At 70.0% G+C, this 17,750-nt stretch carries 15 protein-coding genes; 13 read left to right on the top strand and 2 right to left on the bottom strand.

The window, feature by feature from the left end:
• Positions 1-74: 74 nt before the first annotated feature.
• The 10 genes from ACRX5W_RS06135 to tgmC all read left to right on the top strand — a co-directional run bounded on the left by ACRX5W_RS06135 (position 75) and on the right by tgmC (position 10,599).
• Complete coding sequence (locus tag ACRX5W_RS06135; protein ID WP_436786907.1) at positions 75-992, top strand: NADP-dependent oxidoreductase; 918 nt, start codon at positions 75-77, stop codon at positions 990-992.
• A gap of 137 nt (positions 993-1,129) precedes the next feature.
• Positions 1,130-1,396, top strand: a complete 267-nt coding sequence (locus ACRX5W_RS06130; RefSeq protein ID WP_436786906.1) for a hypothetical protein — start codon at positions 1,130-1,132, stop codon at positions 1,394-1,396.
• A 797-nt stretch (positions 1,397-2,193) separates the two neighbouring features.
• The gene (locus ACRX5W_RS06125; protein WP_436786905.1) at positions 2,194-3,180 is read left to right on the top strand and encodes a glutathione S-transferase C-terminal domain-containing protein; all 987 of its coding nucleotides are present in this window, start codon (positions 2,194-2,196) and stop codon (positions 3,178-3,180) included.
• Between the two features lie 478 nt (positions 3,181-3,658).
• A complete protein-coding gene (locus ACRX5W_RS06120) occupies positions 3,659-5,701 on the top strand; it encodes an FAD/NAD(P)-binding protein (RefSeq protein WP_436786904.1) in 2,043 nt (680 codons plus the stop codon).
• A gap of 248 nt (positions 5,702-5,949) precedes the next feature.
• The gene (locus tag ACRX5W_RS06115; protein ID WP_436786903.1) at positions 5,950-7,203 is read left to right on the top strand and encodes a helix-turn-helix domain-containing protein; all 1,254 of its coding nucleotides are present in this window, start codon (positions 5,950-5,952) and stop codon (positions 7,201-7,203) included.
• Between the two features lie 189 nt (positions 7,204-7,392).
• Positions 7,393-7,584: a hypothetical protein gene (locus tag ACRX5W_RS06110; protein ID WP_436786902.1), complete on the top strand. Its 192-nt coding sequence runs from the start codon at positions 7,393-7,395 to the stop codon at positions 7,582-7,584.
• A gap of 194 nt (positions 7,585-7,778) precedes the next feature.
• Entirely contained in the window at positions 7,779-8,165 is a 387-nt protein-coding gene (locus tag ACRX5W_RS06105; RefSeq protein ID WP_436786901.1) for a hypothetical protein, read from the top strand.
• Between the two features lie 85 nt (positions 8,166-8,250).
• Entirely contained in the window at positions 8,251-8,514 is a 264-nt protein-coding gene (tgmA, locus tag ACRX5W_RS06100) for a putative ATP-grasp-modified RiPP (RefSeq protein ID WP_436786900.1), read from the top strand.
• A 10-nt stretch (positions 8,515-8,524) separates the two neighbouring features.
• Positions 8,525-9,478 (top strand): ATP-grasp ribosomal peptide maturase, encoded by a 954-nt coding sequence (tgmB, locus tag ACRX5W_RS06095; protein ID WP_436786899.1) that lies wholly within the window; start codon positions 8,525-8,527, stop codon positions 9,476-9,478.
• Between the two features lie 8 nt (positions 9,479-9,486).
• Entirely contained in the window at positions 9,487-10,599 is a 1,113-nt protein-coding gene (gene tgmC, locus ACRX5W_RS06090) for an ATP-grasp peptide maturase system methyltransferase (protein WP_436786898.1), read from the top strand.
• 20 nt (positions 10,600-10,619) lie between these two features.
• On the opposite strand, the gene ACRX5W_RS06085 is transcribed toward tgmC, so the two are convergent.
• Entirely contained in the window at positions 10,620-11,252 is a 633-nt protein-coding gene (locus ACRX5W_RS06085) for a TetR/AcrR family transcriptional regulator (protein ID WP_436786897.1), read from the bottom strand.
• A gap of 82 nt (positions 11,253-11,334) precedes the next feature.
• On the opposite strand from ACRX5W_RS06085, the gene ACRX5W_RS06080 reads away from it, so the two are divergent.
• The gene (locus tag ACRX5W_RS06080) at positions 11,335-12,831 is read left to right on the top strand and encodes an MFS transporter (RefSeq protein ID WP_436786896.1); all 1,497 of its coding nucleotides are present in this window, start codon (positions 11,335-11,337) and stop codon (positions 12,829-12,831) included.
• A gap of 204 nt (positions 12,832-13,035) precedes the next feature.
• On the opposite strand, the gene ACRX5W_RS06075 is transcribed toward ACRX5W_RS06080, so the two are convergent.
• Positions 13,036-13,833 (bottom strand): ABC transporter ATP-binding protein, encoded by a 798-nt coding sequence (locus ACRX5W_RS06075; protein ID WP_436787497.1) that lies wholly within the window; start codon positions 13,831-13,833, stop codon positions 13,036-13,038.
• Between the two features lie 579 nt (positions 13,834-14,412).
• On the opposite strand from ACRX5W_RS06075, the gene ACRX5W_RS06070 reads away from it, so the two are divergent.
• Positions 14,413-15,144 carry an ABC transporter ATP-binding protein gene (locus tag ACRX5W_RS06070; protein WP_436787496.1) on the top strand — a complete coding sequence of 244 codons (732 nt, stop codon included), beginning with the start codon at positions 14,413-14,415 and terminating at the stop codon, positions 15,142-15,144.
• 60 nt (positions 15,145-15,204) lie between these two features.
• The coding region (locus tag ACRX5W_RS06065) for an ABC transporter permease (protein WP_436786895.1) at positions 15,205-17,750 on the top strand (2,546 nt) is incomplete at its 3' end.

Genomic DNA, 17,750 nt, shown 5'->3' with positions numbered 1-17,750 from the left:
TGCGCTTGACCTGAAGTGAGGTTCACCTTGCATCGTGGTCCCCGTCGACCACGCAACGATGGGAAGTGACCTCCGTGAAGGCAGTGACACTCGCCGAGTTCGGCCCGCCCGACGTCCTGACGCTGACGGACGTGCCGACCCCGGAACCGGGTCCCGGCCACATACGTGTCCGGGTTCGGGCGGCGGGTGTGCAGCCTGCCGACACGATGATGCGCCGGGGTGCCGCGCCGCCGTCCATGCGGGCGGAGCTCCCGGCGGTCCCGGGCAACGAATTCTCGGGCGTCGTGGACCTCGTGGGCGACGGGGTCGCCGAAATCGCTGTCGGGGACGAGGTGTTGGGCTGGTCCATGCTCGGGTCCCACGCCGAGGCCGTCGTGGTCCCGGCCGATCAGGTGGTGCGCAAGCCGGCCGCGATGCCGTGGGAGGTCGCGGGGGCGATGTCCGCATCGGGGCAGACCGGACACCGCGCGCTGCGGGAACTGCGGGTCGCCTCGGGCGAGACCGTGCTCGTGCACGCCGCGGCCGGCGGGGTCGGGACGGCCGCGGTGCAGGTAGCGGTGGCATGGGGCGCGACGGTGATCGGCACCGCGAGCGAGGGAAATCACGCGTACCTGCGGTCCCTGGGAGCCACACCGGTCACGTACGGAGACGGGCTGGTCGAGCGTGTTCGGGCCGCCGCCCCGCAGGGTGTGGACGCCGCGCTGGACGCCGCCGGACGCGGGGCGCTGGACGCCTCGGTCGAACTTGTCGCGGACCGCACCCGGATCGGCACGATCATCGACTTCGCAGGCGCCGAACGCCTCGGCGTCGTCGGTCTGCGCGGCGGCCCGGGCGCGCGCTCGCGGGAACGCCTGGGCGAGCTGGTCGACCTGTGGTCGCAGGGAGCGCTCGTCGTGCACATCGCCCACCGCCTGCCGCTGGCCGACGCAGCCGAAGCGCATCGGATCGTCGAAGCCGGGCACGGTCGCGGCAAGGTCGTCCTGGTCCCCTGACCGGGCCGGCGGAGGCCGTCGGCCGCGCGCCGCCCCCGTCTCCGTCTTCCCACGGGAGGCGGGCGCGCGGCCGACTCCGACCTCTGCCCGCCCGCGCCGGACCCCACCTCGCGCCAACCGGGGATACGGTGGGAGCAGTGGACGCGAACACTCCGGACATGCCGGAGATCCCCGCCGAACCGCCGCCCGGGTTCCCGACCGACCTGACGGTGGCGTGTCAGGCGTGCGACGGCGACGGCTGGCGGTATGCCCCGCAGGCCGCCCTGATCGGCCACCGCATCGTCGCGATCGGCAAGCAGGAGGCCTGCCTGGCGTGCGGCACACTCGGCCGCCACCCGTGGCGCAGCGGCCCCGGGGTGAAGGTCAAATCCCACGAACGCACCCCACTGCCCGGCTACTTCTGAGCCCGCTCGAAAACGCGGCATGCCGGCGCTCACACCACGCCCGCGCCGCCACCGAGGCACCGCCCCTCGGCCCGCGTCGCGAGTGACAGCACTCTCCACCCCCGACCACCCGGCCCCGACCCGGCCTGGACGTGGCACGTGGCACGGGCAGCCACCCCCGGCGCATGCGCCGTGACGACCGCGCCCTCGTGACCGACCGGGCCTGCGGCTCTGCCGATCCGGCTCCGAAGGGCACCGGCTCCACCGCAACCTCACTCCGCCTCTCGCGAACCACGTCTCGCGCAGCGTCCGACCGTTCCCCGCCCCTCCGCCTCGCCGGCCGTACCCCCCGCTCCGCCCGGTCCACACCGTCGAACCACGTCACCGGCACTGCATGTTCGCTGCTATTGACGGTTTGTATACGGCACGCGAATAATCCGATTTGGCACGCCGGGAAGGGGGAAACGATGCGCGGCATCCGCGAGCTACCGTTCCCTCCGCTCCGTCGGCTCGTCTCCGGCCGGTTTCTGAGGCGGCGTCACATCGACCTGCTGCGTGTGTGCAGCGCGGCTTAAAGCTCCCGGAGACCGACAACCACGTGTCGCATGCCCGCGCCGCGCGTTTCCGCGCGTCCGTTGTCCCGCGTGTGCACCGTGCGCCCGCGCCTGCCGGATGTGGCGGTGCGCGGCCTGCGCTCCGGCTGTCCGAAGGTGCGTGTCGGCTCCGCCGCCCCGGCCATCCCGTTCCGTCGTCCCTCGCGCGCGTGACCGTGCGCGGCTGTCGTCCCCTGCCCGATTCGGCCTCCAGGGAGTTCCGTCATGCCCGCCCAGCCACCCGTACGCCTGCCCGGCTCCGCAGACCCCGTCGACTTCCGCGCCCACGGGCGCTACCGCACCCTCGGCCGCCCTGCCCCGGTTTTCCGGGGCCGCATCGGCCGCATGCCCGGCAGCGGTTTCACCGCCGACCCGCGCCGCTACCACGTGTACGTCTGTCTCGCGTGTCCGCGCTCCCTGCGGGCCGCCATCACCCGCGACCTCCGCCGACTCGGGGACGTCGTGACCGTCTCGGCGGTCGACCCGGTGCGCGACGGGCGCGGATGGGCGTTCCGGTCAGGCGACGGGCACGGCCCGGACGCGGTCGGCGGGTTCGCGCTGCTGCGGGAGGCGTACGAGGCGACCGAATACCACTACGAAGGCCCGGTGTCCGTCCCGGTGCTGTGGGACCGGTGGAGCGGACGCATCGTCAGCAACCAGTCCTCCGACATCCTGGCCGACCTCGCCACGGCGTTTCCCGGCTCCGGCCCCGACCTGTACCCCGCCGCGCTGTCCACCGAACTCGCCTACTACGCGGCGCTGTTCGACGACGACATCTGGGAGGCGGCGCAGCAGGCCGGACGCGCCAGGGCCGGCGCCCGCTACGACGAAGCCGTACGCACCGTGCTGCGCGCGCTGACCATGCTCGAACGCCGCCTGGCCCCGGGCGGTTTCCTGCTCGGCCCCGAACTCACCGCCGCCGACGTGCACTTGTGGACGACGCTGCTGCACGTCGACGCCGTGCACCGCCTGCACCTGCACGCGGACGATGTCCGGAGGATCGCCGAACACCCAGCGCTGTGGGACTACTTCGCGCGTCTGCACGAGATCCCGGCGTTCCGCGACAACCTGCGTTTGGACCACATCAACCGCCACCACCGCAGCAGTTGCCGGGGACCGGCGGCGAGCGGAAGCGGCGTGCCGGTCGTGGACTGGCCCCGCGTCAGCGGCCTGGCAGCGGTCGGCGGCACGGCGGCCGAGCCCTGTGGCTGACAGCGCCGCGTGACCGCCGAAACGTTGCCGGCACATTGCGGAGACCTCACAAGGGCCGTGCCGCGACCATCCACAGGGCGCGGCACCTTCCCTACAGTGACGACGACCACGTACCTCTCAGTTACGCTTCGCGTTCATCGTCATTCGGCAACTGCTCGCCCCGACGCGAAGAGTGCAGGCAAAAGCCGTGACCAATACCGGGGTTGGCCGCATATTTTGCCATCTTCCCGACACGGAATGTCCGTCGAGAGGCGGTTACCGAACGTAGCTCCGGTGCTCTCCCGTCGCGTTCGGCAGTACCGAAGCCCGGGTGCGGTGTGCCCAATCCCGGTAACGTCGTTGACGTGAGTGCGAATCGCGCCGGGGGCCCTGCCGTCACCGCGACCTGCGCCGAGCGGCCGGCAACTGCCGTCCGCTCGCCTTTTCGCGTGCCCGACCGCGTTCTGGCCCGCTGTTCTCCGCGCTCTGTCGGGGCGCCATGACCGACACCCCACCTGGACCGATACCCGCGCCCCTGCCGGCGACCGTCGCGCTCATCGGCTGCGGACCGGCCGGCACCTCACTCCTCGAACGCCTTTGCGCGAACGCGCGCGACCTGGTCGGCACACGGCCCCTGCACATACATGTGATCGACCCCTGCCCGCCCGGCGGCGGCCGAGTCTGGCAGCGGGACTCCGCCTCGTTGATGTGGGCCAACTCCCGCGCCGCCCACATCACGCTGTTCACCGACGAGCTCAGCACCTGCGCGGGACCGATCAGCCTCGGGCCGTCGCTGTGGGAATGGGGCCGGGACCGCGCAGCCGAGCTGCGCAGCAATCGTTTGGATCCCGAACTCGCCCCGCTGGCCGATGAGTTGTCCCGTCTGACTCCGATGTGGTTTCCCAGTCGCGGCCTTGTCGGGGCCTACATGGCCTGGGTGTTCCACACCACGGTCGCGTCCGCGCCGTCGAACGTCCGGGTGTTCGTGCACCGCGACAGCGCGCTCGACCTGGCCGACGTACCCGACGGCTCGGGCCGCCAACGCGTCGAACTCACCGCAGGAACATGCGTGGTCGTCGACGCCGTGGTCCTCACCCAAGGCCATCTCGACAGCGAACCCGACCCCGGCGAAAGGCGCTTCACCCGGTACGCCAAGCGCCACGGGCTGCACTACATCCCCTCCGGCTACACCGCCGAACAAGACCTGGACGCCCTGCGGCCCGGTGAACCGGTGATCGCCCGGGGCATGGGGCTGGCGTTCATCGACCTGGTGGTCCGTGTCACATCAGGACGGGGAGGAACGTTCGTCCGCGACCCCGACGGCACGCTGGTTTACCGGCCGTCGGGGAACGAGCCGCAGCTCTACGCCGCCTCGCGACGCGGTGTCCCGTACCGTCCCAAGTTCGACTACGAACTCGACGGCGATCGGCCCCCGTTGCCGTACTTCCTGACGAGCGCCGCCGTCGCGGACAGGCCCGGACGCGGTGCCGTCAACTGGCACCGCGACCTCCGCCCGCTCCTCGCACGTGAGATGGCGTGGGCGTACTACCACCGCCTGTTCACCGCACACCCGGACCGCACCGCCGTCGAATGGGACGCATTCGCCCCCGAGTTCACCGCGATGACCGCAGGCGACGCCGAGGCGTTCCCGTCCGAACAGGCAGCCCGTCGTTCTCGGTTGACCGCCCTCATCGCCGGGGCCGTCCCCGACCCGGCGGACCGCTTCGACCTCGCCCGTCTCGATCGCCCGCTGTGCGGGCGGCAGTTCGCCGACCACACGGCCTTGCAGGCCACCGTCACCGCACACATCACCGACACCCTCACCCGCAGCGCGGACCCCCGGCACAGCCCCGACCTGGCCGCGCTCCAGGCCCTGTTGTCGGGCTTCGAGGTCGTCACACGCCTGCTCGACCATGGCCGCATCTCGGAACGCTCGCGGCGCGACGAACTCCAGGAGTTTGTGGGCTTCCACAACTACATGGCCAGCGGCCCGCCCCGCGCGCGACTGGAGGAGGTCCTGGCCCTGGCCAAGGCCGGACTCATCGTCTTCCTGGGCGCAGACGCCACAGTCGGGCCCTCCGGGAATTTCTTCGCCGCCCACAGCCCATCGGTCCCCAGCACGGTCACACGAGCCCGAACCCTGATCGAGGCCCGTCTACCGGTTCCCTCCGCGTCACGAAGCCGCGACCCCCTCCTTCGCGCCCTCTTCACACGCGGCGAAATCACCGAGGAGTCGGTAGCCGGCCGGCCATCGGGGCAGGTACGCGCAACCCCAGCCGAACACCGCCTCATCGCGGCAGACGGCTCCCCGCACCCAGCCCGCTTCGCCTTCGGACACGGGGTGACCGGCGGCGTCCCGATCAGCGGCTTCTCCCGCCCCCGAGCAGACGCCCCACCACTTCGCATCAGTGACGCCCTGGCCCGGCACGTACTGACGACCGTCGCCGCCACGGACACCGACGCCCCGAACCATGCGGCTGCACCGAACCCCACGGACGCCCCAACCACCACCCCGGACCCCACCGTCCGCGTCGTCGCCTGACCGCGTCACTGCGGGCGGTGACGCGCGTCGGGAGTGTCGCCGGAGAAGTACCGGTTCCCAGCCGCCGGCCAGGCCAAAGGCGACAGCGCAGCGACGTGGGGACGGTGACCAGGTTCACCGAGAGCGCTTGTCGGAACACGCACGCGGCGTACGCTGGCCGTGGTTCCTACAACCGGCAGGGCACCGCCCCCGCCTCCATACGACCACGATCTTCGGGGGCGTCCTGCCTGAGACAGGCAGGTGACACTGTGGTTGACCACCACACTGATTTGTCCGACAACGTCAGGAAGTTCAGGCGAGGCAGCGGGCTCAGCCAGGAACAACTCGCGGCTGAAGCCGAGCTTTCCGTCGCCGTCATCCAAAAGCTCGAACAGGGCGGGAGCGTACGGATCGAGACGCTGCACGCCGTCGCGCGAGCGTTGGGCGTCACCACATCCGCGCTCTTGGCGGAGGATCCTCCGGAACGCCGCCGAGCGCGGACGCGCTTGAACCTCCGGGACCTGCGCATGTCCCTGACCCCGATGCTCAACCTGCTCGGGCAGACGCCTCCCACCGACGAGCCGAATCTTCGCCTGCTCCGCCGCGCCGCCGCCGACGCGGCCGTGCTGTATCCAGCAGGCCGCTACGAAAGCCTCGCGGCGAACCTGCCCGCGCTGGTACGCCAGGCCGACGCCGCCGTCTCCCACTACCGCGGCGACGACGAACTGCTCCGCGAGGCCCTGCTCACCCGCTCCGACATCCTCGCACTGGTGAACCGATTCCTCACCCAGACACGGCACTTCGACCTCGCGTACATCGCCGGCTCTCGGGCCATCACGGACGCCAAGGCCGCAGCTGACGACCTGGCGACGGCAGCACGGATCAGCACGGTCTGCTTCACCCTCGTACGCACCGGTCGCTTCGACGAGGCCGAGGCCGGCGCGGTCCACGCAATGGACCAGATCGAACCGCGCATCACCAGCGCCGAACCGGACCGGTACGCGATTTGGGGCACGCTCGCCATGAAGGCCGCCGCCGCTGCCGTACGCAACAACCGCCCGGCCGAAGCCAGGGAGTACCGGAAGGCGGCAGCCACCGCCGCCAGTGCGCTGGGTAAGCAGCACCGATTTGGTGTCGGCAGCCTCGGTACCGTATTCGGCCCGGTCACGAGCGCCATGAAGGAACTGGAAGACTCCATGATTCTCGGCGACGCCCGCACCGTGGTCCGCCGGTCCAACGAGGAGCAGGCACTTTCACCTCGTGCCTGGAAGCTTCTCGGGTCCGCCGGGAAGAACGACGAGCACCGCCACCAACTCGACGTCGCGCGCGCCCATGTCCGGACCGGCGACACCACCGCCGCCATGGAAGACCTTCTCCGCCTCCACAGCACGGCCCCGACCTGGCTGCAACAGCAAAACCTCGCCGTCGACACGTGGGAGGAAATCGCCTCCAAGCGCAGGCGGGCCCTCCCCGCCGAGATGCGGGAGGTAGGCCGCCACCTCGGGATCATCGGCAAGAAGTAACCACACTCCTACGTTCCGTGGCAGCCCCCGGGTAACCCCCGGGCGCTGCCACGTTCTGCGTGTCGACCATCGCTCTCTGCAGCCATAGGTTCCCGATCAACCGCCAACCACGGTGTCGCGAAGGGTACTTCGCGCACCATGACCCTCTCCGGCGGTATCTGGTCCGGTCCGTGCCGTCGAGAGGACCCCATGTCGACACCCGCAGCCTCACGCCCGGCGCGCGCCACCATGACCCTTGCCGTCTACCGGTTGGCCCCGGACGGCACCCGCACCGATGTGGTGACCCGCCGCACCGTCACCGGCTCGTGGCTCGATCTGCTCACACCGACACGGACATTCCCCCCGTGCGGCTGCCGGCGCTGCACCAGGGCGGAGCGGTGACGGCCCGGCTGCGTACCGGCACATGTCCTCCCCTCCCCTGGGCGTCCGACACGACGCTGGTTGTGGGGGCCGGGTGGTCGCGTCGTCATCCGGTGCCGGGGCAGACCTGGGCCCGCGCCCCCGGCACTCGCGTCTACCCCCGGCCCGCGCCCCGGCGCCGCACACACCCGATAACAGCCGTGAGGCCGCAGACCATGCCTGATCTCCCACCACTACTCGAACCAGGCCGCATCGAAGTGACCGCAGTTACCGACGAGTTCGGGCTAACCCTCGTACGCGGAACCGAGCCGCAGCCGATCATCCTGACCGGCGAGACGGCAGCGTTGGGGCCGGGGCACCTCCCCACTCCCGTCACCCTGCCGCACCGGCTCTCGCCGGGAGCGGCCGCAGAACTGAGCACCGCCCTCGCCCTGGCTGTCGCCCACTACGACACCGACCGGGCCCGCTCCATCGCGAACCGCATCGACGCCGTCTTGGAAGCCGAGGCCGAAGGCCGCCGCATCCCGCTCGGTCCGGGACTGGTTCGCGGCTGGTTCGAGGCCCCGTCCGGCAACCGCGGCACTACGCGACGACGGCGGTAAACCCGCCGCCCATGCGGGAGTTGACCCCCCCCTTTCCCCACCGGCCAGACGTCACGTCCAGTTCCACGACACCCATGGAGACACGTTGCCGAACACCATCACCCACCCGACCCCGATGCCGTGGGCCATGCGCCGCATGACCCCGCTGAACAACGGCACCCCATCCCAATGGCGGTACGCGGGCCTCGACTCCGAGACCCAGACGGGCCGTTGGACCGATGGCCAGGGGCAGATGACGCCCGCTGAGCTCGGCAAACACGGCACGTCGGTCAACACCTACCCGCCCACCCAGATCAGCAAGGACGGGAAACAGGACTCCGACACCGGCCACGACGCAACCCAGGACTAGGAACAACAGCATGAACGGACGCCCGGTGTTGGTCGCCACCGAATCAGAGGACGCAACAGCTGATCTGGTCATCGCGGAACTGAACCGGCGCCGGGTGCCCGTCCTCCGCTTCGACCCCGGACGAGATTTCCCGGCCAACGTCGTACTCTCGGCGCGTACTGGGCCCCGGAGCTGGGGCGGACGCCTCGTGGCAGGCGACCGAGTGGCGGACTTGGCGAACGTACGCGCTCTGTACCATCGCCGGCCGTCGGCCTATGGCCCACAGAGTGGGGATCAGGCGGCTCGGTTCGCCGCTCAGGAGAACCGGCGCGGGCTCGGCGGCGTGCTGGGCGCGCTGCCCAAGTGCCTCTACCTGAGCCACCCCCAGGCCATCGCGCGAGCTGAGTACAAGCCCGCTCAGCTCTCCGCAGCAATCCGTGAGGGGCTGAACGTCCCCGTCACCCTGATCACCAACGACCCGGCCGAAGCGAAAGCCTTCACGGCCGGACAACCGACGGTCTATAAGCCCCTGCATGCCGCGCCCTATGCCGTGGAAGGGCAACCCGCCGGCATCTGGGCCGCTCCCGTCGAGCCCGGTGAGATCGACGACCGTGTGGGCCTCTGCGCCCACATGTTCCAAGCACAGGTGCCGAAAACATCGGACGTACGCGCGGTCGTCGTCGGTGATCAGATCCTCTGCGCCCGGATCACCGCTCCGGACGGGGTCCTGGACTGGCGTGCGGCTTACCGACATCTCACCTACGAACCAATCAAGTGCCCGGACGAGGTGCGCAAAGCGCTGCTGCGCTTCCTCACCGGCTTCGGGCTGAAGTTCGGTGCCTTCGACTTCGCGTTGACCGCCGAAGACCAATGGTGGTTCCTGGAATGCAACCCGAACGGCCAGTGGGCGTGGCTGGAACATGCGGCCGGGCTTCCGCTGACAATGGCCCTTGCCGACTTACTCCAACTCGGAGACTGCGAATGAGCGACGACATGACCTCAGAGGCGCTGCGGACGGAACTGGCCCGGCGCCTCCGCGAGTCGGGCGATCTGCGGAGCCCGGAGTGGGAAGCCGCCGTCATGGCGGTCCCCCGCGAGGCGTTCCTCAGCGAGGGCTGGTTCGAGTACGAAGAGGGCGGCTGGTACCGCCCCACCTCGGTCGCCGACGACCCGGCACTTCTGCAGCGGATCTACGAAGACGACACGCTCGTCACGCAGATGGCGGGCGAAGTGGTTCCCCGGCAGGTTGACGGACGCATTTCCCAAACGCCGTCGTCGTCTTCGACGTTGCCAAGTCTCGTTATCCGCATGCTGGAAGAGCTTCAGGTGTCCCCAGGCACCCGCGTGCTGGAGATCGGCAGCGGAACGGGCTATTCCACGGCCTTGCTCTCCCACGTCGTGGGCGACGACAACGTGACCTCCGTGGAGATCGACGCCGACGTTTCCGCGCGTGCCGAGGTTTCTCTCGCAGGGCTCGGCTACCGGCCGACCCTCGTCGTCGGCGACGGGCTGGCCGGGCACGACCAAGGCGCCCACTACGATCGCGTCATCGCCACGTGCGGCGTTCAGACGGTCCCCGCCGCGTGGCTCGCCCAGACCCGCCCCCAGGGCAAGATCCTTGTCACCGTGGGCGGTTGGATGCAGGCTTCCGAACTCGTCCGACTCACCGTCGCGGAGGACGGAACCGCGACCGGCCCTGTACTGGGCGGCCAGGTCTCGTTCATGCTCGCCCGCCCCCAACTACCCCCACCGCTGGGATTGTTGCCGGATCTCGACTCGGCCGAGTCGGCCCCCACCAACCTGGGCGGCGACGAACTGAACTGCTGGACAACACGGTTCGTCGCCCAGTTCGCGGCTCCGCGCGCCCAGCGCATCACCCTCCGGCGTAACGGTCGTGACGAACATGTCGTCATCGACGTGGCGGCAGGCGCATGGGCCGCCGTCCACAAGCAAGACGGGACGTGGTACGCCCGGCAGGATGGCCCAGCACGGCTTTGGGACGACATCGCGGCCGAGGTGACGCGCTGGAAGAAGGCCGGCTCCCCGCCCCCCGAACGCCTCCGGCTCGAAGTCGGGCCGGACGGGCAGCGTCTCACCTGGGATTGAACCCATCCGCTTCGTCCCGGTCACTGCGGACGCGGGACGCTTCGCAGCGACTCGATCGCGAGGCGGAGGCCTGTCTCCAGGAATTTCGGGTTGTCCGGGGCGTGGACCAAGTAGTGGAACATCAGGCCGTCGATGTAGGCCAGAAGCACTTCCCCGTCGTCGGCGGCGTTCGCTGATCCGGTGGCGAGGGCGACGAGTTCGGTGAGCTTCCCGAACTCGGTCGCCGCCTTCTGCATCGCCTCGTGGATGCGCGGTTCCCGCTTGCCCTCCAACTGCAGTTCGTAGCGCGCCACTTGGCGATCCCTGCTGGAAGTCCACCACGCGCGCGTGAGCTCGGCGATGCGCGGATAGTCGGGCTCGAACGGGTGCACCGCCATCGTGCGCAACAGCTCGTCGGCGACCTCGCCGGCCTGGGCGCGCTCCAACTCGGTCAAGCGGTCGATGACGCCGAACACGAGTTGGTCGCGGGTCTTGAAGTAGTACGTCACCGATCCGTGCGGCAGCCCTGCCTCCTGCTGCACCGCCCGGTGGGTGAGACCGCGCAGGCCGTGGGCCGCGATGACCCGGATCGCGGCGTCGAGCAGTTGCACGCGACGGCTCGGCGGCGGCGCACCCGCCGAAGTGCCTCGCGCTGTGTCTTCGTTGGCTTTCACCATCCCATTATCCGTCGGCTTGACGACCGTAGAATTTATCCCTACAACTGTAGAAGTCACCACTACAACTGTAGGAGGTCGCATGTCGACCCCTGGCTCCGCTCCCGCACCCGTCAATCCACGACTCGTGCTGCTCCTGGTCTGCACCGCCCAGTTCGTCCTCCTGATCGACGACACGATCGTCAACGTGGCCCTGCCGACCATCGGCGACGATCTCGACTTCTCGGCGAGCTCCCTGTCGTGGGTGACCAACGCGTACTTCCTGACCTTCGGCGGGTTCCTGCTCATCGGCGGCGGCCTGGCCGACCTGCTGGGACGGCGGCGCCTGTTCGCGGGCAGCCTCGCCGCCTTCGTCCTGGCGTCCGCCGCGTGCGGGCTTGCGCCGAACGCCGGCACGCTGATCGCCGCGCGCGCCGCGCAGGGCATCGCCGGCGCGCTGCTGTCCCCGGCCGCCCTGGCGATCCTGCTGGCGACCTTCCGCGAACGCGGCGAGCGGGCCCGCGCGCTCGGCGTCTGGGCCGCGCTGACCGGCCTGGGCGCCGCCACCGGCCTGCTGCTCGGCGGCGCGCTGGTCGAATGGACCGACTGGCGCTGGATCTTCCTGATCAACCTGCCCGTCGGCGCCGTCGCACTGGCCGTCCTGCCGCGCATCATCGCGGCCGACCAGCGCGGCACCCGCGGCCGCACCCCCGACTTCATCGGCGCCGCGCTCGGCACACTCGCGGTCCTGCTGCTCGTCTACACCGTCGTCGAGACCGACTCCCACCCGTGGACATCGGGCCGTACGCTGCTGGGCCTCGCCGGCGCGGCCGTCCTCGCGCTCGGCTTCGCCGCACGGCAGCGGACCGCCGCCGAACCACTGATCCCCCGCAGCCTGCTGCGCATCCGGCAGGCCGTCCTCGCCCAGGTCATGGTCCTGGTCGCGGCCGGCGGGCTGTTCGCGATGTTCTTCTTCCTGACGCTCTACATGCAGAACGTCCAGGCCTGGTCACCCATCCGCACCGGCCTGTCGTACCTGCCCTTCAGCGTCGGCATGGGCATCGCGAGCGCGGTCACCGCCAAAATGCTCACCACGCGCGGCCCCGCCGTGCCGCTGGTCCTGGGGCCGACGATCGCCGCGCTGGGCATGTACGCGCTCAGCCGCATGGACGCCGCGACGTCGTTCGCCGCCCACCTCATGCCGGCGCTGGTGGTCACCGGCCTCGGACTCGGCATGGCGTTCGTCGCCGTCATCCAGGTGGCCACCGGCGGCGCGGGCGAGAGCGACGGCGGTGTGGCGTCGGCGATGGTGACGACCTGCCAGCAGATAGGGGCCGCGATCGGCATCGCGGTGCTGGTCACCGTCGCCACCGGCCTGCGCGACGACCGCCTCGCCGAGGGCGCGGACCCCATGACGGCGTCGGTCGACAGCTTCAGCCGCGCCTTCGAGATCCAGGCCGCGTTGATGGGCTGTGCGGCGCTCCTGGGCATCCTCGTCGCCTGGGCCGCACACCGCGCGGGTGCGGCGAGCCCAACAGGTGAGGGTGCGGGCACCGAAACGAAAGACGCGCTCCGGAAGCGGACGACGCCGGTGGGCTGACACGGTGACTCGTGTCCGCCCGGTGACGTGGGGCGTCGACGCCGCACCAGACCTGTCGGCGCCCCACACACGCCGCCATGAAGAGGCGCGCACCCCTCAGCCGCACTTCCACGCTGCCCGGAGCCGTCGCCGCGAGACTCCGCGCGCCGCTACCCCCCCACTGCCACGCCCCTCGACATGACTCCGAGCGTTCGGTCCCGCGTCTCACCCCTGCGACGCGTCGAACCGCTTCATGCGCTCCAAGACGCGCTCCGAGGTGGGCGCGTCCATCTCGTCGACGATCCGCCCGTCGACCAGGAAGACGACGCGGTGCGCGTACGACGCGGCGACCGGGTCGTGGGTGACCATCACGACCGTCTGGCCCAGCGTGTCGACGCTGCGCCGCAGGAAGGCCAGCACTTCGGCGCCCGCCCGCGAGTCGAGGTTGCCCGTCGGTTCGTCGGCAAAGATGATCTCCGGTCGCGCGGCGAGCGCCCGCGCGCACGCGACCCGCTGCTGCTGGCCGCCGGACAGTTCGGCCGGCCGGTGCCGCAGCCGGTCCTGCAACCCGAGGGCGGCCACGACCTGCCGGACCCACTCCGCGTCGGGCCGCCGACCCGCGATGTCGGTCGGAAGTGTGATGTTCTCCAACGCCGTGAGCGTCGGCAGCAGGTTGAACGCCTGGAAGATGAAGCCGATGTTGTCGCGGCGGAGCTTGGTCAGCTCCTTGTCCTTCAGCCGGGTGATCTCCGTGCCGGCGATCCACACCCGGCCCGCGGTGACCGTGTCGAGGCCGGCCAGGCAGTGCATCAACGTCGACTTGCCGGAGCCGGACGGGCCCATGATCGCGGTCAGCCGCCCGCGCGGAATGTCGATGTCGACGCTGTCGAGCGCGGTCACCTGCGTCTCGCCCTCGCCGAACGCCTTGGTCAACTGCGCCGCGCGGGCGGCGACTCCGTCCTGCCGGAGCGCAGTCGGGCCGTGTGCCGCGGTCGCCCCGGAGGCCGACGTGTCGGACGACATGGCGTCGCGGTCGTGGTCCACGGCGGTCCTCCCGGGTTCGCTGCGGTAACAGCGCTCGCCCCGCGAAGGCAACGACGTCTCGTCCTCGCGAAGGAGCGCGTTCTCCCCTACTGCTACCCCGCATGCCGCACCTCGGTCACCGCGGCCTGTTGCCCGGCCGCCGCCGAAGCCGTCTCGCGCGTACACGGCACAGTACGCACGGTGTCCGCACCGCGGTCGTCGCCGCCCTGCCGCACTGACGAACCCGGCGATAACACCGCGGAACGCCGCGGTCAACCCTCCCGGGGCCCGACCCCAGCGGTTCCGAAGGGGGAACGGGTCCGACGATCCCGTGAATCCGGATGTATGTGCGTGGGCAGGCACTCCTCCTTGCGTAGGACCGTCTGATCCGTTCCTCGCGACGATTCATCGACCGTGCAGCGCCCCTAGGTTGATTCCAGTTCACTTCACACTTCACCGACGAGTCCACGCCCGGGGCGGTACGCCGCCACGGCGCTTCAGGCACGCAGACACCGCAGGAGACCACTCGTGACCACGGCCACCGCAGCCACCAAGGACGCGGAACCCCGAGGGACCGGCATCGCCGCCCGCGCCAACCAGCTCACCAAGGCGTACGGCGAAGGCGAAACCCGCGTCGTCGCGCTGAACGCCGTCGACGTCGAGATCGCCCGCGGACAGTTCACCGCGATCATGGGCCCGTCCGGATCCGGCAAGTCCACGCTCATGCACTGCCTCGCCGGCCTGGACACGGTTTCGTCCGGTCAGAGCTGGATCGGCGACGTCGAGATCACCGGGCTCAAGGACAAGGAGCTGACCAAGCTCCGCCGCGACAACATCGGCTTCATCTTCCAGGCGTTCAACCTGCTGCCGACGCTCACGGCGCTGGAGAACATCACGCTCCCGATGGACATCGCCGGCCGCAAGCCCGACCCGGAGTGGCTGCAGAACGTGATCGACACCGTCGGCCTGCGCGACCGCCTCAACCACCGCCCGGCCGAGCTGTCCGGCGGCCAGCAGCAGCGTGTCGCGTGCGCCCGTGCGCTGGCGAGCCGGCCGCAGATCATCTTCGGCGACGAGCCGACCGGCAACCTCGACTCGCGGGCGGGCGCGGAGGTGCTGGCGTTCCTCCAGCGCAGTGTGCGCGAGATGGGCCAGACCATCGTGATGGTCACCCACGACCCGGTGGCCGCGTCGTACGCGGACCGTGTGCTGTTCCTCGCGGACGGCCGCATCGTGGACGAAATGCACAAGCCGACCTCCGACGCGGTCCTGGAGCGTATGAAGCGCTTCGACGCCGCCCGTACGAGCTGAGACGGACCGTCGACCATGTTGAAGGCGAGCTTCAGAAGCTTTCTCTCGCACAAAGGACGCATGGTCTTGTCGGCCATCGCGATCCTGCTGTCGGTGGCGTTCGTCTCCGGCACGCTGATCTTCACCGACACGATCACCAAGACGTTCGACGACCTGTTCAAGTCCACCGCCGCGGACGTGACGGTGTCGCAGGAGTCCGACGAGGACTCGATGGACCTCGCCGCGACCGGCCGGGTCCTGTCGATTCCGGTGTCGACGGTCGACCGGGTCAAGGACCTTCCCGGGGTCGAGGCGGCCCACCCGTCCGTCGGCGTCGAGAACATCACCGTCGTCAACGACGAGAACAAGTCGATCGGCCCGACGGGCGGCGCCCCGACCGTCGGCGTGAACTGGTACGAGAGCGACCGTTCGCCGGTGAAGCTCACCAGCGGTCAGGTGCCCCGGGCACCCGGTGAGGTCGTGGTCGACGCGGACACCGCCGACAAGAAGAACATCGACATCGGCGATTCGCTGTGGATCATCCCGTCGGTCGGCAGGACCGACGCCAACGCGGCGCTCATGGACGCGAACGGACGGATCCAGACCAAGGTCGTCGGCATCGCGACGTTCACGACCACCAACCCGGGCGCGACGCTGGTCTTCCTGGAGACCGCGTACGCGCAGAATGCGCTGCTCGGCTCGCCGGACAAACTCTCCTCCGTCGAGCTCGACGCCGCCGCGGGCGTCACCAACGACCAGCTCAAGGCGACCGTCCAGCAGGCACTCGGCGCCGACTTCGAGGTCAAGACCAAGGCCGAGGCGGCCAAGGACGCAGCCGACGAGATCGGTTCGTTCATCGACATCATCAAGTACGTGATGCTCGCCTTCGCCGGCATCGCGGTGCTGGTCGGCATCTTCCTGATCTTCAACACCTTCCAGATGCTGGTCGCCCAGCGCACGCGCGAGCTCGGTCTCATGCGTGCCATCGGTGCCAGCGGCAAGCAGGTCCGTCGGTCGGTCCTCTTGGAGGCCCTGCTGCTGGGCATCGTCGGGTCGACGCTCGGCCTCGCGGCCGGCTTCGGTCTGGCGGTCGGGCTCAAGGCCCTCATCAGCGGCATCGGCATGAACCTCAAGGGGACGTCCCTCGTCTTCAACGCGGCCACGCCGATCACCGCATACCTGGTGGGCACCGTCGTCACGATCATCGCGGCGTACATCCCGGCACGTCGCGCGAGCCGGGTCTCGCCGATGGCCGCACTGCGCGAGGCGAGCGCCCCGGCGCACAAGTCGCTCAAGGTCCGCTCCATCATCGGCCTGGTTCTCCTGGCCGTCGGCATCCTCGGGCTGGTCGGCGGTGCGACCGCGGACAGCGGCGCGGCCGGCGGCGGCCTGCTGGGCCTGGGCGTCGTCCTGACCCTGCTGGCGTTCGTCGTCCTCGGCCCGGTGCTTGCCCGTACGGTGATCCCGGCCCTCGCTGCGGGCTACCCCAAGCTGTTCGGATCCATGGGCCGGCTCAGCCGCGAGAACGCCCTGCGCAACCCGCGCCGCACCGGCGCGACGGCCGCGGCCCTCATGATCGGTGTCGCCCTGGTGGCGGCGCTGTCGGTGGTGGCCGCGTCGATGAACGACTCGATCTCCAAGGAGATCGACGACACCTTCGGCGCCGACGTGACCGTGCAGGCCATGGGCGGCTCGGCGTTCACGAAGGACATCGCCGACAACATCCAGAAGACCGAAGGCGTCGGCGAGGTCGTCCGGGTCCGGATGCTCAGCGAGCAGGACGTCGAGGTCAAGTTCCCCGACGGCGAGTCGACCAGCAAGGCGATCACCGCTCAGCCGGGCTACGACGTCGTGTGGAAGCGCGACGTCCTGTCCGGCAGCGGCGACGACATCGGCGCTCCCGGCAAGGTCGCCATCGCGGAGGAGACGGCCAAGGAGCACAACCTCGCGGTCGGCAGCCCGGTGGACATCGTGTTCAAGGGCACCGGTCAGACCGTGAAGGCCGAGATCGGTACGATCCAGGCGGACGAGACCGGCGGCGCCGGGTTCGGCAACGCCGTGATCCTTCCGTTCGACACCGTCACCGCGCAACTGCCGCAGATCCAGGACTTCATCGTCTTCGCGAACGCCGCACCGGGAGCCGACGCGACACGGTTCAGCGAGGCGATCGACCGCACCGTCGAGCCGTTCCCCCAGGTCGAGGCCCGGAACCAGGCCGACTACAAGGAACTGGTGCAGGGCCAGATCAACATCATGCTGTACATGATCTACGGCCTGCTCGGCCTGGCGATCATCATCGCGATCCTCGGGGTGGTCAACACCCTGGCGCTCTCGGTGGTCGAGCGGACCCGTGAGATCGGCCTGATGCGGGCGATCGGAGCCTCACGCAGGCAGATCCGCCGGATGATCCGGCTGGAGTCGATGGTCATCGCGGTGTTCGGAGCCCTCATCGGACTCGCACTCGGGCTCACGTGGGGCGTCGTCGCACAGCGCCTGCTCGCCGCCGAGGGCCTCAAGGTCCTGACGATCCCCTGGTCGACGGTGATCACCGTGGTCGTGTTGGCCGCGATCGTCGGCCTGCTCGCCGCGCTGCTTCCCGCGCTGCGGGCGTCGCGGATGAACGTGCT

Source organism: Yinghuangia sp. YIM S10712, from assembly GCF_051388935.1.
Lineage (GTDB): Bacteria > Actinomycetota > Actinomycetes > Streptomycetales > Streptomycetaceae > Yinghuangia.
This window is presented reverse-complemented; position numbering and strand designations above follow the sequence as displayed.

What these genes read in the sequence shown, in the direction of transcription:
- ACRX5W_RS06110 (WP_436786902.1), top strand. Translation starts at nt 7,393, where the DNA reads ATGTCGACACCCGCAGCCTCACGCCCGGCGCGCGCCACCATGACCCTT.
- ACRX5W_RS06105 (WP_436786901.1), top strand. Translation starts at nt 7,779, where the DNA reads ATGCCTGATCTCCCACCACTACTCGAACCAGGCCGCATCGAAGTGACC.
- tgmB (WP_436786899.1), top strand. Translation starts at nt 8,525, where the DNA reads ATGAACGGACGCCCGGTGTTGGTCGCCACCGAATCAGAGGACGCAACA.
- ACRX5W_RS06125 (WP_436786905.1), top strand. Translation starts at nt 2,194, where the DNA reads ATGCCCGCCCAGCCACCCGTACGCCTGCCCGGCTCCGCAGACCCCGTC.
- ACRX5W_RS06080 (WP_436786896.1), top strand. Translation starts at nt 11,335, where the DNA reads ATGTCGACCCCTGGCTCCGCTCCCGCACCCGTCAATCCACGACTCGTG.
- ACRX5W_RS06075 (WP_436787497.1), bottom strand. Translation starts at nt 13,833, where the DNA reads ATGTCGTCCGACACGTCGGCCTCCGGGGCGACCGCGGCACACGGCCCG.
- tgmC (WP_436786898.1), top strand. Translation starts at nt 9,487, where the DNA reads ATGACCTCAGAGGCGCTGCGGACGGAACTGGCCCGGCGCCTCCGCGAG.
- ACRX5W_RS06120 (WP_436786904.1), top strand. Translation starts at nt 3,659, where the DNA reads ATGACCGACACCCCACCTGGACCGATACCCGCGCCCCTGCCGGCGACC.